This window comes from Pandoraea capi (genome assembly GCF_902459735.1).
Classification (GTDB): domain Bacteria; phylum Pseudomonadota; class Gammaproteobacteria; order Burkholderiales; family Burkholderiaceae; genus Pandoraea; species Pandoraea capi.
The window spans coordinates 252145-277928 of sequence record NZ_CABPRV010000008.1 but is presented as its reverse complement, the minus strand read 5'-3'; the positions used below and the strand labels follow the sequence as shown (position 1 = coordinate 277928).

At 63.7% G+C, this 25784-nt stretch carries 19 protein-coding genes and 2 pseudogenes; 12 read left to right on the top strand and 9 right to left on the bottom strand.

The annotated features are described in order from the left end of the window. The first annotated feature begins 125 nt into the window (after positions 1-125). Positions 126-1568 (top strand): cobyric acid synthase, encoded by a 1443-nt coding sequence (locus PCA20602_RS17515; protein ID WP_150722346.1) that lies wholly within the window; start codon positions 126-128, stop codon positions 1566-1568. A gap of 113 nt (positions 1569-1681) precedes the next feature. After that, on the top strand, positions 1682-2305 hold the full coding sequence (locus PCA20602_RS17510; RefSeq protein WP_150722307.1) for a ParA family protein: 624 nt from the start codon (positions 1682-1684) through the stop codon (positions 2303-2305). Between the two features lie 173 nt (positions 2306-2478). Here PCA20602_RS17510 and panD read toward each other — a convergent pair whose 3' ends face one another. The 4 genes from panD to PCA20602_RS17490 form a co-directional block, all read right to left on the bottom strand. After that, a complete protein-coding gene (panD, locus tag PCA20602_RS17505; protein WP_150722306.1) occupies positions 2479-2901 on the bottom strand; it encodes an aspartate 1-decarboxylase in 423 nt (140 codons plus the stop codon). A gap of 140 nt (positions 2902-3041) precedes the next feature. Next, positions 3042-3878: a pantoate--beta-alanine ligase gene (gene panC / locus PCA20602_RS17500; protein WP_150722305.1), complete on the bottom strand. Its 837-nt coding sequence runs from the start codon at positions 3876-3878 to the stop codon at positions 3042-3044. Between the two features lie 7 nt (positions 3879-3885). Continuing rightward, the gene (locus tag PCA20602_RS17495) at positions 3886-4908 is read right to left on the bottom strand and encodes a segregation and condensation protein A (RefSeq protein ID WP_425495683.1); all 1023 of its coding nucleotides are present in this window, start codon (positions 4906-4908) and stop codon (positions 3886-3888) included. Between the two features lie 186 nt (positions 4909-5094). Further along, positions 5095-5277, bottom strand: a complete 183-nt coding sequence (locus PCA20602_RS17490) for a DUF3460 family protein (protein ID WP_069344307.1) — start codon at positions 5275-5277, stop codon at positions 5095-5097. Positions 5278-5710: 433 nt separating this feature from the next. Between PCA20602_RS17490 and PCA20602_RS17485 the strand changes: the two genes are divergently transcribed. From PCA20602_RS17485 to bamE, 3 genes are all read left to right on the top strand, one after another. Further along, entirely contained in the window at positions 5711-7420 is a 1710-nt protein-coding gene (locus tag PCA20602_RS17485; protein ID WP_246182213.1) for an autotransporter assembly complex protein TamA, read from the top strand. Next, positions 7420-11685: a translocation/assembly module TamB domain-containing protein gene (locus PCA20602_RS17480; RefSeq protein WP_150722304.1), complete on the top strand. Its 4266-nt coding sequence runs from the start codon at positions 7420-7422 to the stop codon at positions 11683-11685. The genes PCA20602_RS17485 and PCA20602_RS17480 overlap by 1 nt, the downstream gene beginning before the upstream one ends. A 130-nt stretch (positions 11686-11815) precedes the next feature. Next, complete coding sequence (bamE, locus tag PCA20602_RS17475; protein ID WP_083254214.1) at positions 11816-12352, top strand: outer membrane protein assembly factor BamE domain-containing protein; 537 nt, start codon at positions 11816-11818, stop codon at positions 12350-12352. A 19-nt stretch (positions 12353-12371) separates the two neighbouring features. Here the strand turns inward: bamE and PCA20602_RS17470 are convergent, their stop codons facing one another. Continuing rightward, positions 12372-12626, bottom strand: a complete 255-nt coding sequence (locus PCA20602_RS17470; protein WP_150722303.1) for a DUF6356 family protein — start codon at positions 12624-12626, stop codon at positions 12372-12374. A gap of 117 nt (positions 12627-12743) precedes the next feature. Here PCA20602_RS17470 and PCA20602_RS17465 point away from each other — a divergent pair, with 117 nt between their 5' ends. Next, positions 12744-13205 (top strand): Lrp/AsnC family transcriptional regulator, encoded by a 462-nt coding sequence (locus tag PCA20602_RS17465; RefSeq protein ID WP_174981253.1) that lies wholly within the window; start codon positions 12744-12746, stop codon positions 13203-13205. 69 nt (positions 13206-13274) lie between these two features. On the opposite strand, the gene metG is transcribed toward PCA20602_RS17465, so the two are convergent. Beyond that, complete coding sequence (gene metG, locus PCA20602_RS17460; protein ID WP_150722301.1) at positions 13275-15380, bottom strand: methionine--tRNA ligase; 2106 nt, start codon at positions 15378-15380, stop codon at positions 13275-13277. A gap of 375 nt (positions 15381-15755) precedes the next feature. After that, complete coding sequence (locus tag PCA20602_RS17455; protein ID WP_150722300.1) at positions 15756-16418, bottom strand: YiaD family glycine zipper/OmpA-like lipoprotein; 663 nt, start codon at positions 16416-16418, stop codon at positions 15756-15758. Between the two features lie 268 nt (positions 16419-16686). Between PCA20602_RS17455 and apbC the strand changes: the two are divergent. From apbC to PCA20602_RS26400, 6 genes and pseudogenes are all read left to right on the top strand, one after another. Then, positions 16687-17775: pseudogene (gene apbC / locus PCA20602_RS17450) on the top strand (iron-sulfur cluster carrier protein ApbC); the annotation flags it as partial. Between the two features lie 122 nt (positions 17776-17897). After that, complete coding sequence (gene dcd, locus PCA20602_RS17445) at positions 17898-18467, top strand: dCTP deaminase (RefSeq protein WP_039373928.1); 570 nt, start codon at positions 17898-17900, stop codon at positions 18465-18467. Between the two features lie 106 nt (positions 18468-18573). Next, positions 18574-20859 (top strand): arginine/lysine/ornithine decarboxylase, encoded by a 2286-nt coding sequence (locus tag PCA20602_RS17440; RefSeq protein ID WP_069342613.1) that lies wholly within the window; start codon positions 18574-18576, stop codon positions 20857-20859. A gap of 367 nt (positions 20860-21226) precedes the next feature. Further along, entirely contained in the window at positions 21227-22453 is a 1227-nt protein-coding gene (gltS, locus tag PCA20602_RS17435) for a sodium/glutamate symporter (protein WP_150722298.1), read from the top strand. A gap of 73 nt (positions 22454-22526) precedes the next feature. Next, positions 22527-22826, top strand: a complete 300-nt coding sequence (locus PCA20602_RS26405; protein ID WP_150722297.1) for a helix-turn-helix domain-containing protein — start codon at positions 22527-22529, stop codon at positions 22824-22826. A 26-nt stretch (positions 22827-22852) separates the two neighbouring features. Further along, positions 22853-23263: pseudogene (locus PCA20602_RS26400) on the top strand (IS3 family transposase); the annotation flags it as partial. 96 nt (positions 23264-23359) lie between these two features. Here the strand turns inward: PCA20602_RS26400 and argH are convergent. Next, positions 23360-24757, bottom strand: a complete 1398-nt coding sequence (argH, locus tag PCA20602_RS17420) for an argininosuccinate lyase (RefSeq protein WP_150722295.1) — start codon at positions 24755-24757, stop codon at positions 23360-23362. A 164-nt stretch (positions 24758-24921) separates the two neighbouring features. Further along, the gene (gene aroQ, locus PCA20602_RS17415) at positions 24922-25689 is read right to left on the bottom strand and encodes a gamma subclass chorismate mutase AroQ (RefSeq protein ID WP_174981247.1); all 768 of its coding nucleotides are present in this window, start codon (positions 25687-25689) and stop codon (positions 24922-24924) included. Positions 25690-25784 lie beyond the last annotated feature (95 nt).

Sequence of the window (25784 nt, the reverse complement as noted above, 5' to 3'; positions counted from 1 at the left end):
GCGATATTGTACGAGCGCCCGGTGCGATAATCCGCGTCATGAGTGAAATCCCTGTCAATTTCGAAGCGTCCGCCAGTGTGGATCACGCCGATCATGCGGATCATCCCCGCTATCGCGGCACCCTGATGATTCAGGGAACGACGTCCGACGCGGGCAAGAGCACGGTCGTCGCCGGTCTGTGCCGTCTGCTGCATCGCGAAGCCGTGCGCGTGGCCCCCTTCAAGCCGCAGAACATGGCGCTCAACAGCGCCGTGACGGCCGACGGCGGCGAGATCGGCCGCGCGCAGGCGCTCCAGGCGCAGGCCGCGGGCATCGCGCCACATACCGACTTCAATCCCGTGCTGCTCAAGCCGAGCAGCGACCGTGGCGCGCAGGTCATCATCGGCGGCAAGGTCATGGCCGACCTCGATGCGCGGGCGTATCACGAGTACAAGCCGCGCGCGATGGCGGCGGTGCTGGCGGCTTACGAGCGTCTGCGCACGGGTTATGACGCAGTCATCGTCGAAGGCGCGGGCAGCCCCGCCGAAGTGAACCTGCGCTCGCGCGACATTGCCAACATGGGCTTTGCCGAGGCGGTCGACGCCCCGGTGCTGCTCGTCGCAGACATCGACCGCGGCGGGGTCTTCGCGCAGATGATCGGCACGCTCGCGTGTCTGTCGGATAGCGAACGCGCCCGCATCAAGGGCTTCATCATCAACCGGTTTCGCGGCGATCCGTCGTTACTCACGAGCGGTCTGGAATGGCTGGAGGAGAAGACCGGCATTCCCGTGTTGGGCGTGCTGCCGTATCTGCACGGCCTGCATCTCGACGGCGAGGATATGCTGCCGCGCGAGCGTCACGCGACGGCGGGCGCCGAGACGCGCCTGCGCGTGGCCGTGCCGGTCCTGCCCCGTATCAGCAATCACACGGACTTCGACGCGCTGCGGGCCCATCCGCAGGTCGATTTCCGGTACGTGGGGCCGGGCGAGGCATGGCCGGCGAGCGATCTGGTGATCCTGCCCGGCAGCAAGCACGTACGGGCTGATCTGGCGTGGCTGCGGGCGCAGGGTTGGGAGCCGGCGATTGCACGGCATTTGCGCTACGGCGGCAAGGTGCTGGGGATCTGCGGCGGCCTTCAGATGCTGGGCGCGGCGATTCACGATCCGCTGGGGCTGGAGGGCGACGCCGGCACGACGGCCGGGCTTGGGTGGCTGGAGGTCGAAACCACGATGCAGACGCACAAGCAGTTGCGTGTCGTGTCAGGACGCCTGACCGCCGGTGACGCGCCGGTGAAGGGCTACGAGATTCACATGGGCGTGACACGCGGGGCGGCGCTTGCGCGTCCGGCCGTCTGGCTGGATGGAGACGTCGCCGACGGGGCGCGCTCGGCGGACGATCAGGTGATGGGGACCTATCTGCACGGCCTGTTCGATACGCCTGAAGCGTTGCATGCCTTGCTGACATGGGCGGGGGCGCGTGATCTCGAACGGCAGGATTACAACGCGCTGCGCGAAGCCTCGCTCGATCGGCTGGCCGATTCGTTCGCTGAGCATCTGGACTTGCCGCGTGTGTGGGCGCGCCTGCGCTGACTTCGATGAGCATTGGCCGGTGTCCGCCGGATCACCCCCACGGATCCGTGGGCATCCGGACCGTCATCCAGCCGTTGTAAGATGTGCGGAAAATCGACCTCGGGGAGTCTGCAATGCCGGTGATTGTGGTAGCGAATCCAAAGGGTGGCGTGGGTAAGAGCACGCTGGCGACGAATCTGGCGGGCTATCTGGCGGCTCAGGGCCGTGCCGTCATGCTCGGCGATACAGACCGTCAGCAGTCGTCGCGCGCCTGGCTGGGATTGCGTCCGCCGGCGCTGCGTCCGATCGCGACCTGGGACGTTGATCACAACGAGGTCGCCCGGCCGCCCAAGGGCACGACACACGCCGTGCTAGATACCCCGGCGGGTCTGCATGGCAAGCGTCTGGACTCGATTCTGAAGCTTGCCGACCACATTCTGGTGCCGTTGCAGCCGTCGATCTTCGATATTCTCGCGACGCGCGATTTCCTCCAGAAGCTCGGCGAGGAAAAGGCGGTGCGTCAGGGCGACGTGCGCATCGGTGTCGTCGGAATGCGCGTGGACGCGCGTACTCGCGCCGCCGACCAGCTCTCGCGCTACTGTGAGGAAGCCGGGCTGCCCGTGCTCGGCATGCTGCGCAACACGCAGAACTACGTGCAACTCGCAGCGCACGGCCTCACGCTGTGGGATGTGGCGCCGGGACGCGTCGAGCGCGATCTGCCGCAGTGGGATGGGATCACGGCGTTCATAGCGAAGTGAGGCGGTGGACGTACGGACGACGTCGACATCACGCATGAAGGCACACGAAGACGAACAAAGCGCGTCGATCCAATGGCAAAGGGACCCGAGGGGTCCCTTTTGCATTGCGCCGCTAGTCAGCGACGCGCGCATTCGCGTAGCGCGCCGCCCCGCGACGGCGGACTACGGCCGCATTACTTCGCTGCGGTTGCCGCTTCGAAGGCGCGCGTTTCTTCCCATGCCTGAAGCGGTACGTGATCGCGCTCGCCCTTCTGCACGTTCTTCTCGTCGACGAACACCAGCTTGGGCTTGAAGCCGGCCAGCACGGCCGCTTCCTCGACCTGTGCATACGACACGATGATGACCACGTCACCCAGTTGCGCACGACGCGCGGCGGCGCCGTTGAGCGAGATCATGCCGCTGCCACGCTCGCCGCGAATGGCGTAGGTCGTGAAACGCTCGCCGTTATTGACGTTGAAGATGTCGATCTGCTCATTTTCGACAAGGCCCGAGGCTTCGAGCAGGTTTTCGTCGATCGCGCACGAGCCTTCGTAATGCAATTCGCAATGCGTTACGGTGGCGCGGTGGATCTTCGACTTGAGCATGGTGCGGTACATGGCGTGCCTCTTGTGTTGCGGTGTCGCGCGCAGCGCGAAGAAAAAATGCGTGCGCAATCGGCAGACGGCCGACACGCGCGCAGCGTGGCGCTTCAGGTGTGCCGCACCGGTGCATCGACCGCGTGCGGCGCACCCGGCGCTCAGATTTCGAGATTGTCGATCAGACGTGTGGCCCCGAGTTTGGCGGCGGCGAGCACCACCAGACTCTCGGCCGGCGCTGCACCGGGGGCGGGCACGCGCAGATTCGCCCGTTGGCGAATCGACACGTAGTCCGGCTTCCAGCCGCGCTCCGTGAGCGTCTTCATGGCGGCGGCTTCGAGGGCTGCGTAATCGGTATTGCCGCTGTTCACGGCGTTGCGGATCTCGCCCAGCAGACGGTACAACTGCGGGGCTTCGGCGCGCTCGGCATCCGACAGATAACGATTGCGCGAGGACAGTGCGAGACCGTCTTCGGCGCGCACCGTCTCGGCCGCGATGATCTCGATGGGCAGCGCGAACTGACGGCACATGCTGCGCACGATCATCAGTTGCTGGTAATCCTTCTTGCCGAACACGGCCACACGCGGCTGCACGCAGGAGAACAACTTGGTGACGACCGTACACACGCCTTTGAAGAAGCCCGGGCGGAATTCGCCTTCGAGAATGTCGCCCAGATCGTGCGGCGGCTCGACACGGTATTCCTGCGGCTCCGGATACATCTCCTTCTCGTCCGGCGCGAACAGCACGTAGACGTTCTCGCCCGTGAGCTTTTCGATGTCGTCGAGCATCGTGCGCGGGTACTTGTCGAAGTCCTCGTTCGGCCCGAATTGCAGACGATTCACGAAAATGCTGGCGACGACCGGGTCGCCGTGCTGACGCGCGAGGCGCATCAGCGACAGGTGACCTTCGTGCAGATTGCCCATCGTGGGCACGAAGGCGACGCGATTCTGGCCGCGCAACTGGTCGCGCAGTTCGTGAATCGAGGGGATGACTTTCATGGGGCGCTCAGTTTGGGGTGTAAGTCAGGCGAACGTAAATCGGCGCAAAAGGTTCGGCCTGCGTGATTTCCAGCAGCGACTCGCGCGTGAGTTCGAGCATGGCGATGAAGTTGACCACGACGACCGGCACGCCACGCGTGACGTCGAAGAGTTCGGTGAACTCCATGAAACGCGCGCCTTGCAGGCGTCGCAGAATCTGGCTCATGTGCTCGCGCACGGACAGTTCTTCGCGGGAGATCTTGTGATGTTGTACGAGCTTGGCCCGACGCAGCACTTCAGCCCACGCGGCGCGCAGATCTTCGGCGTCGACGTCGGGAAAGCGCGGCTGAAGGCTCTGCTCGATGTAGACCTGCGAGCGCAGGAAGTCACGGCCCAGCACCGGCAGCGTGTCGAGCTTCTGCGCGGCGAGCTTCATCTGCTCGTACTCGAGCAGACGGCGCACCAGTTCGGCGCGCGGATCTTCGGCTTCCTCGCCGGTGTCGGCCTTCTTGACCGGCAGCAGCATGCGCGACTTGATCTCGATGAGCATCGCGGCCATGAGCAGATACTCGGACGCGAGTTCCAGATTGGTCCGGCGGATCTGTTCGACGTACAGCAGATACTGCTTCGTGACTTGCGCCATCGGGATATCGAGCACGTTGAAGTTCTGCTTGCGAATCAGATACAACAACAAGTCGAGCGGACCTTCGAAAGCTTCGAGGAAGATTTCGAGGGCATCCGGCGGAATGTAGAGGTCGTTCGGCAGCGCAAAGAGCGGCTCGCCATACAGTCGGGCTCGCGCGACGCCATCGACGGTGTCGGGCGTCGAATCCTGCCCTTCGTTCGGCGCCGGGAGTTCCGTGGCATTGCCGCCCGCACCGGCGGGGCGTGACGATGCCCCCGAAGCGGCCGATCCCGTAGACTCGGCCGCCGCTTCGGCGTCGCCGGACGAAGGCTCCGGTGGCGCCGATGGCGTTGCGCCGTCGGGAGCGCCGGGAGTGTCCGCGGCGTTCGCCGTCGCTTCCGTCACTTCGGCCGAACCGTCACGAATGTCGTCGTTCCGGCCATCGTCCGCCGCGTGCCCTGCGCTTGCTGCGACTTCAGTCATCCCCGCAATGACGTGCTCGGGCACCGGCGCGATCTCGGGGATCGGGTCGGGCGCGGCGGGGGAGACCGACGGATCGTCGGGGGAACTCGGGTTCAATGCAGAACTCGGTGGGCGACGCGAATGACGCGCTTACTCGCTTTGGTAGACGTACGGCTGCTGGGCCACACGCGATTGCTGGGCGCGGCTACGCTCGTCCAGATCGATCGGTTGCTTGTCCCACAGCAGGGAACGGCCCTTGCGTTGCTCCGCTTCCAGCGTCGGCTTCTCGGACTTGAGTTGCTTGATGAATTGGGTGATGTCGGACTCGTACATGGTCGATTGCTTGAGAAATAGGCAAAAGCGGCGCCATCCAGACAGCGCCAATCGACGCAGATTCTACCGCAAACCCGTCCCTATTCGACGTTTTGCCGGTTTTTGGCGTTTTGGGCGATTTGCCCGATTTGGGGCCATACGGGTGAACCCGTCGAACGGATATGTTCAAATACGATTCACATACGCAATACGCGGTGTCCAGTTGTGCCATGCTGACGGGCATCGCGTGCTTGAGCACGAACTACGGCACGCCGGACCACCGGCGGCGATCATTTCAAGGAAGGTTTTGACCGTCTCGCAGATCAAATCCGGACACGACGCTGGCCGTCGCTTCGGTGTGCGCCTTTTGCGCCGCCCCTCATGGTGTCCGCGGTGGCGCCCGTCATGGCACCCATCATGTCGTGCGCCGATCCGGCTTTTCGTCCTGAGCGCATTGGCCTGTGGCCTGTGGCTGCCCGGTTTCGCCCAGGCGGACTACGGGGTTCGCGTCGACGCGCCCGGCGACATCGCCAAACTCCTGAAAGACAACCTCGATGTCGTGCGCTTTGCCGAGCGCGACGACATCGGTGACGCGCAATTCGAGCACATCATCGCGACGATCGGCGAGCAGGTCCAGGAACTTACGTCCACACAGGGCTACTTTTCGCCCGTCACCCATGTGGATGTCGCGACCATCAACGGCAAGCGCGACGTCGATATCAAGGTGGACGCCGGCACGCGCACGCATATCAAGGATGTCGACCTGAAATTCACGGGGCCGGTCGTAGAACAGAACCCTGAGCGGGTGGCGCAATTGCGCAATGCCTGGGAGTTGCCGGTGGATGCGCCGTTTCGCCAGTCGGATTGGGACAAGGCCAAGAACGACACGCTGTTTCAACTGGGACAGAAGCGCTATCACGCGGCAAAGATGACGTTCTCGCGCGCCGTGATCGACGCCGACGCCAACGCCGCCTCGCTCGCTGCGACCTATGAGAGCGGTCCGCCGTTCACGTTGGGTCCGCTCATCATCTCGGGCACGCGGCGTTATCCCGAGCAGATCATCCGCAACGTCAATCCGCTGTCCGAGGGTGAGCCGTTCGACGCCGACCGTCTGCAAGAGCTGCAACGTCAGATTCAGGCCACGCCCTATTTCTCGAACGTCATCATTTCCGTGACGGAAGATCCGGCGAAGGCGGATAACGCCCCGATCGAAGTGAAGGTGCGTGAATTCCCCGAACAGCGTGTGCAGAGCGGCGTGGGTTACACGACGGATACGGGCGCCAGCGTCAACGGACGCTACTCGTACTACAACCTGTTCGGCAAGGCGTGGACGTTTGATACGCAGGCGCGCCTCGAACAGTATCGTCAGGGCGGTTACGCAGAAATCGGCATGCCGCCGGATACGAGCGGGTACACCAATAGCCTGCGCGGCTCGTTCGACCGCACGTATCTGAACGGTCTCGACCAGCGCTCCGCGCAGATCGGCATCAAACGCGCCCGTTCACGCGAGCGCTATGACTGGGCCTATACGCTGGACTTCTACCACACGGACGAGCGGCCCGATGGCGGTGAACGCTTTCAGAACAAGGCGCTCGTGCCCGCTTTCTCGTGGAACCGTCGCGACGTGGACGATCTCATCTTCCCGCGCAAGGGCAACATCATCAATACGCAGGTCGGTTTCGCGGCCAAGCCGGTGCTCACCGATCAGAGCTTCGTGCGCCTGTACGGTCGTATTCGTCAGTACTTCCCGGTCGGCGAGCGCGATCTCATTCTGGCGCGTCTGGAGCTCGGGGCGGTGCTGACGAATGGCAATAGCAACCGGATTCCGTCGTCGCTGCTGTTCTTCGCGGGGGGCACCTCGTCGATTCGCGGCTATACGTATCAGAGCATCGGGCGTCAGCAAAACGGCACGACATTCCCGACGAAATACCTCACCACCGCCAGCCTCGAATATCAGCGCTGGTTCACGCGCGACTGGGGCGGTGCCGCGTTCTGGGACGTGGGCACGGCCACTGACGACTATCGGCATCCCACGCCGCTGTACCACGGCGTGGGTCTGGGCGTGCGCTGGCGCAGTCCGGTGGGCCCCGTCAACCTCGACCTCGGCTACGGCGTGCATGATCGCCGCTTCCGTCCGTCGATCTCGCTGGGGGTGGCGTTCTGATGACGACGACACCTCTCGATACGACCGCCATGAGTGCTGGCACCCACAGCGATGCGCGAGAACCGACCTTGACGTCGACATCACCGTCGCACACCGGCGCAGTGAGTTCGACCGGTAGTGGTGGTAGCGGCGGCAATCCGCCACCGCCGGACAACACGACGCCTCCGCCGCCACGCCCTCGCCGGTGGCGCCGCACGCTGGTCGGCGTGGTGCTGGCGCTCCTGCTCATCGTCGTGCTGGCCATTGGCGCGCTGGTCTGGGCGATGTCCAGCGAGCGCGGCAGCCGCTGGCTCTGGCAGACGGCCGTCTCCACGCTCGGCGGCAAGCTCTCGGGTGAGTGGCGCAGTGGCAGTGTGCTGCACGGCTTCACGGTGAACGACGTGAAATACGTCGACGGTGCGACGCGCATTACCGTCAGCAAGCTCGAAAGCCGCTGGGACCTTTCCTGGCGTCCGCTGCATTTCACGGTGGACAAGTTGCACGCGGGCGAAGTGGATCTGGCCTTCGCGCCGTCGCCACCGTCAAATACGCCGACGACGATGCCCGCCAGCCTGCGTCTGCCGCTTGGCCTGACGCTCAACGACGTGCGCGTCGCGAAGCTCACCATGCACGCGCCGGCGCTGGTGCTCGAAGACATTCAGGTGACGGCACGCAGCGATGGCACGCAGCATACAGTGCAACTGGCGCATCTCGGTACGCCTTACGGCGAGGCGCAAGCGAATCTCCAGTTGAACGGCCAACGTCCGTTTGCACTGGGGGGCAACGTCGGCTTGCAGGCGAAGGCGGGCGATATTCCCGTCTCACTCAAAGCGGATCTGTCCGGATCGCTGGATGCGCTCATCGTCGATCTGACGGCCAGCGGTGAGAAGCTCAATGGGACGGCGCATATTGCGGCGTCACCGTTCGGTGCTGTGCCTCTGTCTCGGGCGCAAATTGCGCTCGATCACCTCAATCCGCGCGATTTCGCAGCGGGGGCGCCGCAAGCCGATCTCGCCGTGCAGGCCGATCTGCGCCCGGAGCCCGGCGCGAAGACATTCCGCGTATTGGGGCCCGTGTCGGTGACCAACGCGAAACCGGGGGCGATCGATGCGGGCGGGCTGCCGGTCGAGAGCCTGCGCACGCAGGTGCTGCTCGACGCGACGCGTCAGGCGTTGACCGGCATCGAACTGAAACTGGCAGGGCGCGCGGTGCTGACCGGCAGCGGCGAACTGCGTCGTGAGAAGGTCGCGCCACTGGCGGATGTGGCGAAGGCCAGCGCACCCGTGGCGGTGCCTGCGAGCGGGGCGAGCGCACCGAGCGCACCGACCACGCCAACGACCACCGCAGCGGATACCGAAGCCACTGTCGGCGGCTTCGCGCTGACCCTGCGCGACCTCGATCTGCGCGCGTTGTACGGCAAGCTGCCGGCCACGAAGCTCGGCGGCCCGCTCGACGTCAAACTCGACGCGAAGGGGCAGCGCATCGTGCTCGACTGGCGCGATGCGGCCCGACGCGTGCTCGCCGACGTCGGTCTCGACGCCAAGGGCACGACGATTCACGCACTGTCGCTGGAGGCAGGCAACAGCCGCGTCGCCGCGACCGGCGTGCTGGAGAATGGCGACACCGGCGCGTATCAGGCGCAGATCAGGCTCACGCGCTTCGATCCCGCCGCCTGGTATGACCTTTATGGTTCGCAAAAGCAGGGTCCGCAAAAACGTGGCACGAAGACACCCACGGCCAGCGTGACCGGGCAGTTCGATGCGCAGGGCGCGTTGCGTCCGGCGTTCGGACTGGCATTGAAATTCGCCTTGCAGGACAGCGTCTACGCCGATTTGCCGATGAGCGGTGCGGGCACGGTGAGGCTGGCGGGCACGCGATTGCTGCCCAGCGATGCGAACCTGCTCGTGGCGGGCAACAAGGTACTGCTGCGCGGCAGCTTCGGCGCGCCGGGCGACCGGATGGCGGTCAACGTCGATGCCCCGTCGCTGGACAAACTCGGCTTCGGTCTCGCCGGCCGTCTGCAACTGGACGGTCAGGTGTCGGGGACGATGGAGCGTCCGGTCGTGGTGGCGACACTCGCGGCAGACAAGCTCGTGTTCGGCGCGCAGAAGCTTGAGCATCTGGCCGGTAAGGTGGACGTGAGCGGTGGCTTGCCCGGCGCGGCGAGCGACCGTCTGAACGTGACGCTCGACGCTCAGGGTTTCGTCAGCGACGTCGCGCGGCTCGACAAACTCTCGGTGGCATTGGCCGGCACGCGTGGAGCGCATACGTTGCATCTCAAGACGAGCGGGAAGTTGCGCGAAGCGCCGCTCGACATGAATCTCGACGCCGCAGGCGCCATCACGAACACGCGCGGCAAGCCGGGCTGGAAGGGCACGATTCAGGCGCTGGAAAACCGGGGCGTGCCGAAGCTCAGTCTGGCGTCGCCGTGGCAGGTCGAGGCGAGCGCGGCGCGCGTGCATCTGGGCGCTGCCCGGCTGGTCGCAGCGGCGGGTACGTTGTCGCTCACGAACTTCGATTATGGCGATGGCCGGTTGAAGACGGCAGGCACGATCGACACGCTCGACATCGCGCAGGTGCTGCGCGTGGTGCAGTCGTTCACGGGCGAGCCGTTGTCGGTGGCGAGCGACATGGTGCTCGACGGCAAATGGAATGTGAGCGCCGGACAGCGTGCCGATGGTTTCGTCGACGTCGTACGCCGCAGTGGCGACGTCACGTTGCGGCGCGGCGGGGTGAACGAGAGCGTCAGGGTGACGATCACGGGCATTCCCGGCCTGAGCGCGGAGAAGGGCGGCAAGGGCGGGGTGGGCGCGCGCGTGCCGCTCGGCATCTCGGAGATGCATGCGCGCATCGATCTGTCGGGACAGACCGCACGCACCACGGTGAAGGCGGTGTCGTCGCTGGTCGGCACGCTCGACGCCGACGTCCAGACCGGTCTGCGTGTGCAGGACGGTATCCCGACGGTGCCCGATGATGCCCCGCTTACCGGCCGCATGGCCGTCGCGATTCCGAACCTCTCGCGGTTCGAAGACCTCGCGGGCGCCCAGTTCTCGTTCAGGGGCCGTGCGAATCTACAGATGACGCTGGCGGGCACCGTGGCGAAGCCGCGTCCCACAGGGGAACTGACGGCAGACGATCTCGCTGTCCAGATGTTCGATACGGGCGTGAGCGTGAAGGACGGCCGCGTGCGCATTGCCCTGACGCCGACCGAGATCGTGCTGCGCGACGTCGTCATGACCGGCGGCGGTGGCGGCACGGCGCGCGCGAGCGGCAACATCCGTCTCGACACGCCCGAGCCGACGCTCGGCATCACGCTCGCGGCCGACAAACTGCAATTGTTTGCGGCACCGGACCGCCAGTTGTCGCTCACGGGCGAAGCCAAGGCCACCGGCAGTGGCGACGCCATGGCGCTGAACGGCAAGTTCACCGTCGATCGCGCCCGGTTCGCCCTGCCGCCGACCAGCGCGCCCAGACTAGGCGACGATGTCGTGGTCGTGCGTGGCGGCGCTCAGGCACGCACCAAGCCGCTCGATCCGAAGGAGGAAGCGGCACGAATCGGCGCGCAACCGACGAGCCGCTTCTCGCCGCACATCAACGTGGAGGTCAATCTGGGACGCGACTTCCGCTTCGTTGGTGCGGGCGCGGATCTGCTGTTGCGCGGCAGCATGCGCGTGCAAAGCGATCCCCTCACGCCGATGCGCGCAACCGGCACGATCACCGTTGCTGAGGGCACCTACGAGGCATTCGATCGAAAGCTTTCCATCGATCGCGGGCAGATCAACTTCGTCGGTCCGCTGGACAACCCCGATCTCTACATTCAGGCGATGCGTCGCAATCAGGAAGTCGCCGCCGGTGTGCTGGTAACGGGCACGGTGCGTCAGCCACGCGTCACGCTCGTCTCCGAGCCGAACGTGTCGGATGAAGAGAAGCTCTCGTGGCTGATGTTCGGCCATGGCCCCGACGGCGCAGGGCTGGGGCAGCGTCAGGCGATGGCAGGTGCGGCCACCGCGCTGTTAGGCGCGACGGGCGGCCGGCGCATCATCAAGGATCTGGGGATCGACGAGTTCAGCATCGGCACCAGCGATTCGGGACTCTCCGACGACGAGCAGGTCGTCAAGGTCGGCAAGGCGATCTCCGATAACTTCTCGTTGGGATACGAGCAAAGTCTGACCAGTGCAGCGAGTATCGTGAAAATCACGTGGCAGGTGTCGCGTCGCTGGCAACTCGCCTTGCGCACCGGGTCGCTGTCGGGGTTCGATGTGCTGTTCAACCGTCGCTTCGATTAATGACGTCGCGTCGGGCGTGCACGACAGTCGCGCCCGACTAACGTGAAGAGGAGAAGTCACGATGAAAACGTCGATCAATTTCGATCATGGTGCACCGGGCTGGCGCCGGGGCCTTCGTTGGGGAGTCGCTATGGGATTGCTCGCGAGTCTGTTGGGACTGTTCGGTTGCGACCAGCAGCAGATCGACAAAGTGCGTGAAAAGGCGCGCGACACGTTCAACGCCGTCAAGCCGGACGACATGCTGCTGCGCGACCTCAAACCTGGGGAGACGACCGAAGCGCAGGTGCGCGATCAGATGGGCAAGCCGGAGATCGTCTGGGAGAACAACGACGGTTCGCGTCGCCTGGAATATCCGCGTGCACCGGGCGGACTCAAGACGTACATGGTCGACATCGATGCGAATGGCAAGCTCACGCGCGTGACGCAGGCGCTCTCGGCCGAGAACTTCGGGCAGGTACAGCCGGGAATGTCGCAGGACGATGTGCGGCGTCTGCTCGGCAAACCCACGACGGTTGCCGAGTATCGTTTGAAGAAGGAGACCGTGTGGAGCTGGCGCTGGCTCGAAGACGGCGTGAATTCGCCCGGCATGTTCAACGCCCACTTCGGGGCGGACGGCCGGGTCACGGTGACGTCGCGCTCGCCGGATCCGGCGTCCGAACGACCGTGATCGCCGCCCACCGATCCGTTTATTGCGGGGTTACCTGACCGGTCAGTTCGGTGGATGCCTGCTGCGTCGCGTGCCGATGCCGGTTCGTCACCATGCGCTCGTGCAACCGCACGATGATCCTGCTCCCGGTTTTCTCGAACGCGAACGGCAAGATGGCGTGGACGAGGCACGCGAAGAAGGCCCCCAGCAACGGCAGCGCAAACGAGAGTGCCGACCCCATGTGCTGGAGATAGTTTTCGCCGACGGATGCCGGATGTTGAGTGAAGATTTTCATGGCGAGCGCTCTTCTAAGAATGTTTCTTAAGTCTAATGGCGCGCCCGAGGTAAAGGCTTTCAAATATCCTGCCGAATCGGGTAGGATTTGGAAAAATTTTCCTCCCGGGTGGCCGCCATGGATAAAACCGATCTCGCGATTCTTGAAAATCTGCAAAACGATGCCTCGCGCTCGCTAGGCGAACTGGCCGAAGCCGTGCATCTTTCGCCGACCCCCTGCTGGCGCCGGGTGCAGCGTCTGCGGGAAAACGGCGTGATTACCGGGCAGGTGACGCTATGCGATCCGCAGCAACTGGATCTGCGCGTCACGGCGTTCGTGTTCATCAAGGCGGCGACGCACAGCGAGGACTGGATGGTCCGTTTCGTGTCCGGCGCGCGGGAATTGCCCGAAATTGTCGAGATCCACCGCATGGCCGGCGACATCGACTATCTGCTCAAGGTCTATCTGCCGGACATCGCGGCGTACGACCGTTTCTACAAGAAGCTCATTCGCGTGGCCGATCTTCAGGACATCAGCGCAAGCTTCTCGATGGAAACCGTGAAGTTCACCACGGCGTTGCCGGTGGATCACCTGCGCTGAGCCAGAAAACAAAATACCCCGAGGCCGGCGAACCGGCACTCGGGGTGTCTTGCTGGACGAACGTGAGATTTACTTCACGCGCATGCCGGGCTTTGCGCCGTCGTGCGGCTCAAGGATGTAGATGCCCGGTTCCGCCTTCTCGTCGGCAGCCGACGCAGCCAGCACCATGCCTTCCGACATCCCGAACTTCATCTTGCGCGGGGCCAGGTTGGCGACCATCACCGTCAGCTTGCCGACCAGCACTTCCGGCTGCGGGTAAGCGGACTTGATGCCGGAGAAGACGTTGCGCGTTTGCGCTTCGCCCACGTCCAGCGTGAGTTGCAGCAGCTTGTCGGAACCGTCGACCGCCTTGCAATCGACGATGCGCGCAATGCGCAGGTCAATCTTGGCAAAGTCGTCGATGGTGATGATGCCGTCGTCTGCCTTCTCGGTCGCCGGTGCCGACTTGTCTGCCTTGGCGGACTTGTCCTTACCCTTTGCGGCAGCCGCTTCGGTCGTGGGGGCGGTCGCTTGCAGCGAGTCACGGTTGGCCGCGAGCAGCGCTTCGACCTGCTTGCCTTCGACGCGCGTCATCAGATGCTTGTAAGCCGTGATGGCGGCATCGCCGGTGAGCGGACGATCGACGTCCTGCCACGTTTGCGGCGCGATGTTCAGGAATTGCTCGACGGCTTGCGACGTGGTCGGCAGCACCGGCTTGAGATACAGCGTGAGCAGACGGAACGCCTCCAGACACACCGAGCATGCTTCGTGCAGTGCGGCAGCCTGCGCCGGATCCTTCGCCAGATCCCACGGCTTGACGGTGTCGACGTAGCCGTTGATGGCGTCGGCCTGCTCCATCACCAGACGCAGCGCCTTGCCGAACTCGCGCCCTTCGTAATAGGCGGCGATTTGCGGCGCAGCGGCGCGGACCTGTTCGAGCAGCGGGGCCTTCATGGCGTCTGCCGACACGCGGCCGTCGAAACGCTTGATGAGGAAGCCCGCAGCGCGGCTGGCGATGTTGACGTACTTGCCGACCAGATCACTGTTCACGCGCGCGATGAAGTCGTCGAGGTTCAGGTCGAGGTCTTCCATCGTGTTGCCGAGCTTGGCGCCGATGTAATAGCGCAGCCATTCCGGGTTCAGCCCGGTGTCGATGAAGCTCTGGGCCGTAATGAACGTGCCGCGCGACTTCGACATCTTCTGTCCGTCCACGGTAAGGAAGCCGTGGGCGAACACGTTGGTCGGCGTGCGGTGGCCCGAGAATTCGAGCATCGCCGGCCAGAACAGCGTGTGGAAGTACATGATGTCCTTCCCGATGAAGTGGTACTGCTCGGTGGTCGAGCCGGGCTTCACCCATTCGTCGAAGTTCAGGCCGCGCTTGTCGCACAGGTTCTTGAAGCTGGCGTAGTAACCGACCGGTGCGTCGAGCCACACATAGAAGTACTTGCCCGGCGCGCCCGGAATTTCGAAGCCGAAGTAGGGCGCATCGCGCGAGATGTCCCAGTCGGCCAGCGTCGATTCGCCATCTTCACCGAGCCATTCCTTCATCTTGTTGGCGGCTTCCGGCTGGGCGAGACCCGACACCCACTTGCGCAGGAACTGCTCGCAACGCTTGTCCGAGAGCTTGAAGAAGTAATGCGTGGACGTCTTGCGCACCGGCGTGGCGCCCGAGACGACCGAGTACGGATTGAGCAGGTCCGTCGGTGCGTAGGTCGAGCCGCAGACTTCGCACGAATCGCCGTACTGATCCTTCGCGCCGCACTTCGGGCATTCGCCCTTGATGAAACGATCCGGCAGGAACATTTCCTTGACCGGGTCGTACGCCTGCTCGATGTCGCGCGCTTCGATCAGGCCCTGCTCCTTGAGGGCGAGATAGACGCTTTCGGACAATACGCGGTTCTCTTCGGAATCCGTCGAGTAATAGTTATCGAACGAGATGTTGAAGCTGTCGAAGTCGCGCTTGTGTTCCGTCCAGACGCGATCGATCAGTTGCTTCGGCGTGAGGCCTTCCTTCTCGGCACGCAGCATGACGGGCGTGCCGTGCGTGTCGTCTGCCCCGACGTAGTACACCTCATGGCCCTGCATTCGCATGAACCGTACCCAGATGTCGGTCTGGATGTATTCCACCAGGTGACCGATGTGGATCTGGCCATTGGCGTACGGCAGTGCGGATGTAACGAGAATGCGGCGGGACATGTGGATTGACTGTGGTGGGTTGAGGGATGCAGGAAAGGACGATTCTAGCAGGCGAGGCGGGTTGACGCCCAAACCGGCGCGCCGGATGACGAATTCGTCCGCGCGCGGCGCACGGGACAAAGCGAGCGGCCAAAAAAAAGCCGGAACCAGGTTCCGGCATAACTAGGCACACGTAACGTCAATAACAAAGAGGAGATGAAAGCGCCCACGGTAGGCACTTCCGAAGGGTCTGAGCGATAGGGCAGGGGATTAGTTCAACCAGCGTGCCGACTTTCGATGCTGCGTCGCAGCATGCGTGTGGCGGAGGAGCCGTCAAACGCCCGCCCGGCGGGGCGGGCAGGCGTTTGAACGGGTGACTCGGTAACGTCGGCGGGATTAGCCGCGCGGCGCTTGCTGTTGTTGCGGGGCTTGCAGCAGGATTTCGACGCGACGGTTCTGGGCACGGCCCTCGGCTGTCGCATCGGAGGCGACCGGCTGGCTCGACCCGACGCCAACGCCTTGCAGGCGGTTTGCGGCCACACCACGGGAAGTCAGGAACTGAATGACGCTGTTGGCGCGATTTTGCGACAGCGGAATGTTGATCCGGTCGCCGCCCGTGCTGTCGGTATGCCCGATCACGCGTGCGGTGATGCCCGGGTTCTGGTTCATCGAGTTGGCCAGATCGGTGAGCACTGCCGCGAAGTTAGGCTTGATGGCGTACTGGTTGGTGTCGAACGTCACGTCGCTCGGCACGTTGACCTGGAGCTGGCCGTCCGGACGCTCGGAGATCTGCGTGCCGGTGCCGGCCGTGTGGCCGCCCAGCGTGTTCTTGATCGATTGCCAGTTGTAGCCCGTGGCGCCGCCGGCGGCCGCGCCGACCGCAGCACCGATCAGGGTGCCCGTGGTATTGCCACCGATGAGGTTGCCAAGACCCGCCCCGACGGCCGCACCGACACCGGTACCGACTGCCGTGTTCGTGCCCTGCTGCGTCTGGCACCCGGCGAGCATGGCGGCTGCGACCAGTACGAGCGCGGAAGCGCGCAGAGTGTTCTTGTTCATTTGAGGCTCCTTATCGATTAGCTAGCTGTGATGAAACACGCGTAAGCACTTCGTCGAAGCACGCGCGCGCCGCAGGGGTTTTAAACCTGTCGGCGCGACGTCTTTTACAATAGCGCTGAGCTTCAACCGCAGGCAAGGACAAATTGCCGCGACGGCTGGTTCCCCATAACACGCGCGCCTCGAATGCTAGTCGAGAGCGTGCGCCACGGTTGTTACAAGTTGTTAGCGCCATGCCGGGCCCGCCCGGGGCGCCTCGACAGAGCGAGAGACCCATATGGAAGTCGCCCAAATCAATGAAGTGCTGCGTGGCATCGTCGACCCGGATACGGGCCTGGACCTGATCGCCGGAAAGTATGTGAAACAGGTCGATGCCGGGCACGGTCACGTCGGTATCGATATCGAGTTCGGCTATCCCGCCAAAAGCCAGTTCGAAGCGATGCGCGCCCGCATTACCGACGCCGTCGGCAAGCTGCCCGGGGTGGAGCGCGTTGCCGTGCACATCGACCAGAAGATCGTATCGCACGCCGTTCAACGCGGGGTGAAGCTCCTTCCCAATGTCAAGAACATCGTCGCCGTGGCCTCGGGCAAGGGCGGCGTGGGCAAGAGCACCACGGCGGTGAACCTCGCCCTGGCGCTCGCCGCCGAAGGCGCCGCGGTCGGCGTTCTCGACGCCGATATCTACGGCCCGTCGTTGCCGACGCTGTTGGGCATTCACGGCAAGCCGGCGTCGACGGACGGCAAGACGCTCGAGCCGATGGTCGGCCACGGTCTGCAAGCCAGCTCCATCGGCTTTCTCATCGAGCCGGACAATCCCATGGTCTGGCGCGGCCCGATGGTCACGCAGGCGCTCGAACAACTGCTCAACCAGACGAACTGGAAAAACCTCGATTACCTGATCGTCGACATGCCGCCGGGCACGGGCGACATCCAGCTCACGCTCGCGCAGAAGGTGCCCGTCACGGGCGCGGTCATCGTCACGACGCCGCAGGATCTGGCGCTGCTCGACGCGCGCAAGGGTCTCAAGATGTTCGAAAAGGTCGGCGTGCCGATTCTGGGGCTGATCGAGAACATGAGCCTGCACATCTGCTCGAACTGCGGTCACGAAGAGCCGATCTTCGGCGTGGGCGGCGGCGAGCGCATGAGCCACGATTTCGACGTTGACCTGCTGGGCAAGCTGCCGCTGGAGATGAGCATCCGCGTGCATGCCGACGCCGGCATGCCGAGCGTGGTGGGCGACCCGGACGGTCGCGTGGCCGAGCTGTACAAGGCCATCGCCCGCAAGGTCGCGGTCAAGATCGCGGCCAAGCAGAAGGACATGACCAGCAAGTTCCCGTCCATCGTGGTGCAGAACACGTAAGGACTGCGCTGCCGGGGCCGGGCGGCCCCGCGCGGAGCGGTGCGAGTCAAAACCTCACCGCACCGCAACAATCGCGTAAAATACGCCCACTTTTTACGTACCACCCCAATTCAGGCCCAGACATGAGCATCAAGTCCGACAAATGGATCCGGCGTATGGCCGAAGAGCACGGCATGATCGAGCCCTTCGAACCGTCCCAGATCCGGTATTCCCAGGACGGGCAAAAGATCGTCAGTTACGGCACGTCGAGCTACGGCTACGACATCCGCTGTGCGCCTGAATTCAAGGTCTTCACGAACATCAACTCGACGATCGTCGACCCGAAGAACTTCGACGAGAAGTCCTTTGTCGATGTCGAGAGCGATGTCTGCATCATTCCGCCGAACTCGTTCGCGCTCGCCCGTACCGTCGAATACTTCCGTATTCCGCGCAGCGTGCTCACCGTGTGCCTCGGCAAGTCGACGTATGCCCGCTGCGGCATCATCGTGAACGTGACGCCGTTCGAACCCGAATGGGAGGGCTACGTGACCCTGGAGTTCTCGAACACGACGCCGCTGCCGGCCAAGATCTACGCCAACGAAGGCGTGGCTCAGGTGCTGTTCTTCGAATCCGACGAAGTCTGCGAGACCTCGTACAAGGATCGCGGCGGCAAGTATCAGGGACAGCGTGGCGTCACGCTGCCGAAAACCTAGCCTGATACGCTAGACACTCGCCGCCGGTGAGCATCCTCAATATCGCAATGCCCCAGAGCCACGGCCATGTCGGACCGTGGCTCGTTCTTTTGTCGAAGGAACGCCAATGAAATTCCGTTTTCCGATCGTCATCATTGACGAGGACTTCCGCTCCGAGAACATTTCCGGATCGGGGATTCGCTCCTTGGCGGAGGCCATCGAGGCCGAGGGCATGGAAGTCAACGGTCTCACCAGCTACGGTGACCTGACCTCGTTCGCGCAGCAGGCCAGCCGCGCGTCGAGCTTCATCCTGTCCATCGACGACGACGAGTTCGGCACGTTCTCGAGTGAAGCGGGCGGCGAAGGCGAGGGCGAACTGGCGCTGGCCATCATCAACCTGCGTGCCTTCGTGCAGGAAGTGCGTCGTCGCAATCCGGATATTCCGATTTTCCTGTACGGCGAGACGCGCACCTCGCGCCACATCCCGAACGACATCCTGCGCGAGCTGCACGGCTTCATTCACATGTTCGAAGACACGCCGGAGTTCGTGGCGCGTCACATCATCCGTGAAGCCAAGTCGTATCTCGACTCGCTGCCGCCGCCGTTCTTCCGCTCGCTCACGCACTACGCGGCCGACGGTTCCTACTCGTGGCACTGCCCGGGGCACTCGGGCGGCGTGGCGTTCCTCAAGAGCCCGGTGGGGCAGATGTTCCACCAGTTCTTCGGCGAGAACATGCTGCGTGCAGACGTCTGTAACGCTGTGGAAGAACTCGGCCAGTTGCTCGATCACAACGGCCCGGTCGGGGCGTCGGAGCGTAATGCGGCACGCATCTTCAATGCCGATCACCTCTTTTTCGTGACGAACGGTACGTCGACGTCGAACAAGATCGTCTGGCACGCCACCGTGGCGCCGGGCGACATCGTGGTCGTCGACCGTAACTGTCACAAGTCGATCCTGCACGCGATCACCATGACGGGCGCCGTGCCGGTGTTCCTCACGCCCACGCGCAACCACCTCGGCATCATCGGCCCGATTCCGAAGTCGGAATTCGAGCCGGAAGTCATTCGCGCCAAGATCGAAGCGAACCCGTTCGCCCGCGAAGTGCTGGAGCGTGACCCGAACGCCAAGCCGCGTATCCTGACGATCACGCAGAGCACGTACGACGGCGTGATCTACAACGTCGAAATGATCAAGGACGTGCTGGGCAACAACATCGACACGCTGCACTTCGACGAAGCCTGGCTGCCGCACGCCGCGTTCCACGAGTTCTATCGCGACATGCATGCCATCGGCGAAGGCCGTCCGCGTTCGTCGGAAGCGACGATTTACGCCACCCACTCCACGCACAAACTGCTCGCCGGCATTTCGCAGGCGTCGCAGATCGTGGTGCAGGATTCGGATGCGCGCACGTTCGATACGTACCGCTTCAACGAGGCGTACCTGATGCACACGTCGACCTCGCCACAGTACGCGATCATCGCGTCGTGCGACGTGGCGGCGGCCATGATGGAGCCGCCGGGCGGTACGGCGCTGGTCGAGGAATCGATCGTCGAGGCGCTCGACTTCCGTCGCGCCATGCGCAAGGTGGATCAGGAGTACGGCGATTCGTGGTGGTTCTCGGTGTGGGGCCCGGAGAATCTGGGCGACGAGGGCACGATTCAGCGCGACGACTGGGTGCTGCGCGCGAACGACCGCTGGCACGGCTTCGGCGATCTGGCCGATGGCTTCAACATGCTCGACCCGATCAAGGCGACGATCATCACGCCGGGGCTGGACGTGGACGGCGAGTTCGGCGAAAGCGGCATTCCGGCGGCCATCGTTACCAAGTATCTGGCCGAGCACGGCATCATCGTCGAGAAGACCGGTCTGTATTCGTTCTTCATCATGTTCACGATCGGTATCACGAAGGGTCGCTGGAACTCGATGGTGACCGAGTTGCAGCAGTTCAAGGACGACTACGATCACAACCGTCCGCTGTGGCGCGTGCTGCCGGAGTTCGTGGCGCAGTTCCCGCGCTATGAACGCATCGGTCTGCGCGACCTGTGCGACCAGATCCACAGCGTGTACAAGGCGAACGACGTTGCGCGCGTGACCACCGAAATGTATCTCTCGGACATGCAGCCGGCCATGAAGCCGACGGACGCCTTCTCGAAGCTGGCTCACCGCCAGATCGACCGGGTGCCTATCGACGAACTGGAAGGTCGCGTCACGAGCGTGCTGCTCACGCCGTATCCGCCGGGTATTCCGCTGCTGATTCCGGGCGAGCGTTTCAACGCGGCCATCATCGAGTACCTGCGTTTCGCGCGCGACTTCAACGAGCGCTTCCCGGGCTTCCATACCGATATCCACGGTCTGGTGGTCGAGGACGTGGACGGACGTCCCGAGTACTTCGTGGACTGCGTGCGTCAATAAGCGACGTCCGGTGACAGCGCTCACCGTGCAGATAACGGCAATGTGGCCCCACGCGAAAGCGCGGGGCCCTTTTGTTTTAGGCGCTGTATTTGGCATGAGGCGTGTCATCCACGCGGCGCGCTATACGCCGTTTTCGATGTGATAGCTTGCGGCAAGTGCTCGTGCGTCAATAGCGCGGTCGAACGTACGCGTCAAAATTCGGGACAAGCGGCGGTGAAATCACGCCAAATTTCCGCAAATCGATGTGATGCGGCACAAAACCCGAGTTTTGTGGCCCGACTCGACTTCGCTATTTTTGGGATGTTTCCCATCAATTCGCACGGTGTCGATTGCTAAACTCGTCGCACTTTTTGTCGCGGGGAAATGCATGGAAATTACCTGGGAATTAGCGTTCGGCACATACGGCACGCTGGTTTGCGCCACGTTGGTCCTGTTACTCGGACGCAAGCTGGTCGGGTGGATCGGTCCGCTGCGGACTTACAGCATTCCCGAGCCAGTGGCCGCAGGGTTGCTCGTCGCGCTCGGCACGCTGACGCTGCGCGAGGTCGGCGACGTCGAACTGAAGTTCGATACGACCTTGCAAGGGCCACTGATGCTGGCGTTTTTCGCGACCATCGGCCTTTCGGCGAATCTGGCCAGCCTTCGTGCGGGCGGCAAGCGTCTGGTGCTGTTTCTGGGGATCGTGGCGGCGATGCTCGTCATGCAGAACGCCATTGGCGTGGGGCTGGCGATGTCGATGGGATTGCCGCCGGGGGTCGGGCTGCTGGGCGGTTCGATCACGCTTGCGGGCGGACATGGGACGGGCGCGGCATGGGGCGAGACGCTCACCACGCGCTATGGCGTGCAGTCGGCGCTGGAAATCGCGATGGCCTGCGCGACCTTCGGGTTGGTGCTGGGCGGCCTGTTGGGCGGTCCGGTGGCGCGCTATCTGGTCGGGCGACTCGGGCGTGCGGGCGTGAGCGTGCCCGGGGTCGATGCCGCGAAAGATGCCGCCCCGGAGGGCTTCGAGCAACCGCACACGGTGCGACTGATTACGGCGCAGGCGCTGATCGAGACGGTGGCGATGATCGCCATCTGCCTGTTGGGCGGGGAGATCGTGGCGCGCTGGCTGTCGGAGACGCCGTTCGAGTTGCCGACCTTCGTGTGCGTGCTGTTCACCGGTGTCGTGGTACGCAACGTGTTGTCGCTCGTAGGATATGAAGTCTTCGAGCGTTCGCTGTCGGTGCTGGGCAACGTCAGCCTGTCGTTGTTTCTGGCGATGGCGCTGATGTCGCTGCGCCTGTGGGACCTCTCGACGCTGGCGTTGCCAATGATCGTGATTCTGGTCGTGCAGGCCGTGGCGATGGCGGCATTTGCGATCTTCGTCACGTTCCGCGCCATGGGCCGAAATTACGATGCTGCGGTGCTGGCTGCCGGCCACTGTGGCTTCGGTCTCGGCGCGACGCCCACGGCCATTGCCAACATGCAGGCGGTGACGGAGCGCTTCGGTCCGTCGCACATCGCCTTCCTGATCGTGCCGATGGTCGGCGCGTTCTTCATCGACATTCTCAACGCTCTCGTCATCAAGGGATTCCTGTCGTTGCCAGTGTTTTGAGTGCGAAAAAAATGCCACCCTCTGAACTGCACCCCAAAAGTTGGACGTAAATCCAACCTTTGGGGTGTTTTTCATGAGCGCGCGCTTCGATCTGCGAGAGGCCGCCAGTGTTTCTCGCTGGCAACGCCAGTATCATGAGGGCGGAATCCACGCTCTGGAGCCGCGCCCCAAAGGCCGACGCCCATCTGTTATGTCCCCGCTCAGTCCCTCAGCCCCTCCCCCCAAAGAGAATGACACTCGCACCCGCGAGGAATTGCTCGAAGAACTTGAATATTTGCGTGCGGAGAACACGTATCTAAAAAAGCTCGATGCCCTGCTCAAGCAAAAGGAGCAGGGCCAGTACCAAACGGGGCAAAAGAAAAAGCGCAAATAGTGCGCGAGTTACGCTCGCAATACTCACTGGTTAACGGCGAGATCATCGCTTGGCAGACCGGTGAGCGGCCTCACTGCGGCTTCGTAGGCAAGATGCTGGATCAAGCTATGCGGCGCCTGACTGGCAAGCAACGCCCCGTCTTGCACTCCGATCAAGGCTGGCAATATCAGATGAGCGACTGGCAGCGCAAACTTGCACAAAACGGCGTCGAGCAAAGCATGTCGCGACGGGGAAATTGCCTGGACAACGCCGCTATGGAAAGTTTTTTCGCTACGCTCAAGACAGAGTTTTTCTATCTGAACCGGTTCGAAAGCACCAAGCAATTATGCGATGGCTTGCGCGCATACATTCACTACTACAATCACGAACGCATCAGCCTCAAACGAAACGGGCTGAGTCCTGTGCAATACAGAACTCAGCCCGTAGACGTGCGCTGAGCAAACTTGTCCGTCTAACTTTTTGGGGTCAGTTCACTCGGGTGGCATTTTTCTTTGGTGCAGAAGCGCAGATGATGCGCGCGCTGTGCCCGGTGCTTACTTCGCCAGTTTCGCGCGGGCGGCCGCGATGGCGCGCTGCACCTGCGCCGGCGCCGTGCCGCCGATGTGGTTACGGCTGGCGACCGAGCCTTCGAGCGTGAGGTATTCGAAGACGTCTTCACCGACGAGTGGCGAGAACTTCTGCAACTCGGCGAGCGACAGGTCCGCCAGATCGATGTCGCGGTCCGAACAGATCTTCACGGCATGGGCGACGATTTCATGCGCGTCGCGGAACGGCAGCCCCTTCTTCACGAGGTAATCGGCCAGATCGGTCGCCGTCGAGAAGCCTTGCAGCGCGGCGTTGCGCATGTTGGCTTCGCGCACCTTGATGCCCGGCACCATGTCGGCAAAGATTCGCAGCGTGTCGATCACGGTATCGACCGTGTCGAACAGCGGTTCCTTGTCTTCCTGATTGTCCTTGTTGTATGCCAGCGGCTGGCCCTTCATCAGCGTCAGCAACGCCATCAGGTGGCCATTCACGCGACCGGTCTTGCCGCGGGCAAGTTCTGGCACGTCCGGGTTCTTCTTCTGCGGCATGATCGAGCTGCCCGTGCAGAAACGGTCGGCCAGATCGATGAAGCCCACGCGCGGGCTCATCCACAGCACCAGTTCTTCCGAGAAGCGCGAGACGTGCGTCATTACCAGCGCTGCGGCGGCGGTGAATTCGATGGCGAAGTCACGATCCGACACCGCGTCGAGGGAGTTCGTGCAGACCTCTTCGAAGCCGAGCGTCGCGGCAACGCGCTCGCGATCGATCGGGTAGCTCGTGCCGGCCAGCGCCGCGGCGCCCAGCGGCAGACGGTTCACGCGGCGGCGCACGTCGACCATGCGCTCGGCATCGCGGCTGAACATCTCGAAGTAAGCCATCAGGTGGTGACCGAACGTCACCGGCTGTGCCACCTGCAGATGCGTAAAGCCCGGCAGGATCGTGGCGCTGTGCTGCTCGGCCAGATCCAGCAGCGCACGGCGCAGGTCGCCGAGGTGCTTGCCAATGCTGTCGATCTCGCTGCGCAGCCACAGGCGAATGTCGGTGGCGACCTGATCGTTACGCGAACGGCCCGTGTGCAGGCGCTTGCCGGCGTCGCCGATCAGCGCGGTGAGACGGGCTTCGATGTTGAGGTGGACGTCTTCGAGATCCAGTTGCCACTCGAACTGACCGCCTTCGATCTCGCTGCGAATCTGCGTCATGCCTCGCTGGATGTCGGCCAGGTCCTGCGCGCTGATGATGCCTTGCGCAGCGAGCATGTCGGCGTGAGCGAGCGAACCTTCGATGTCGAACAGCGCGAGTCGCTTGTCGAAGAACACCGACGCGGTATAGCGCTTGACGAGATCGGAAACGGGTTCGGAAAAGCGTGCCGACCAGGCTTCGCCTTTCTTGTGGAGTTGGGAGGTCATTGTCGTAGCGTGGCTAATCGTGGGCCCGTTCAGGCCCGTGGGCGCAAACCGTGGCAAAGCACGGCAAACCGCGATTATACAGCCCCGGCGCCCTTGCTACGACAGCCCTGAGCCGGGAAGGCGGCCAGCGGCGACCCCGGGACGGGGGCCGGCCGCGTTACGGCTCAGTTCGCCATCGATAACGTCCAGACGCGCGGCGGCGCCGACAGGCACAGGCCGGAGGTCGCTTCGTCGAACGCCGCCCGTTGCAGGGCTTCGAGTTTCGCCGCTTTGGCGATGCGCTCGCGGGCCTGATGGATGCGGGCCATTCGCGTCGGATCGTCGGGCAGGGCGCAAAGGCGTCCGAGGTCGTGCATCAGCGAGGTGCCGAGCTTGTCGAGCGCCGGCCGCAGCCGGGTGCTCAGGTCGACCGGCTCGCCCGGTGCACTGCCGTCGCGGGCCCAGCGCGCCAGCAAGGCCGTCTGCACGAGCTTGCCCGCTTCGATTTGCAGGCGGAAGAAGGTGCGCGCCTGCGCAGGCGTCAGCCCGAACTGGCTGGCGCGCTCGCCCACGCTGTCGAGCAGCGCCTGCTCGCGCGGCGTGTCCTGCACCGGCTTGCCCGAGGCGTATTTGTTTCTGGCGACCGCTTCGCTGATCGCAAGGCGCGCGAGAATGCCGTTCATCAACGGATCCAGCACCGGGTCGACGACGGGCCGGGGCTTCGACGGCTCCGGCGGGGATGCGGCGAGCGTTTGCGAGACGACACGCGCCGCGAATCCGCGCACGCCGTGCGGTGCGGTCGCAATGGCATAGGACGAGAGGGCAGACGCCCGGGCGCTCTGCTCTGGCGCGGCGCTGGTGGCGGGTGTGGCATGCGCGCTGGTGCAGACGGCAAATGCGGCGGACGCTGCGGTCGCGACGCACGCCGCGAGCCGAGCTGCCCGCCGTGTCAAGGTAACGTGCGCAGGTCGCGTCGGCACCGGATGCGTCCGGTACGCCCGGTTCGCCCGGTGTGCATTAAGGAAATGATCGGAATGCATGATGGATT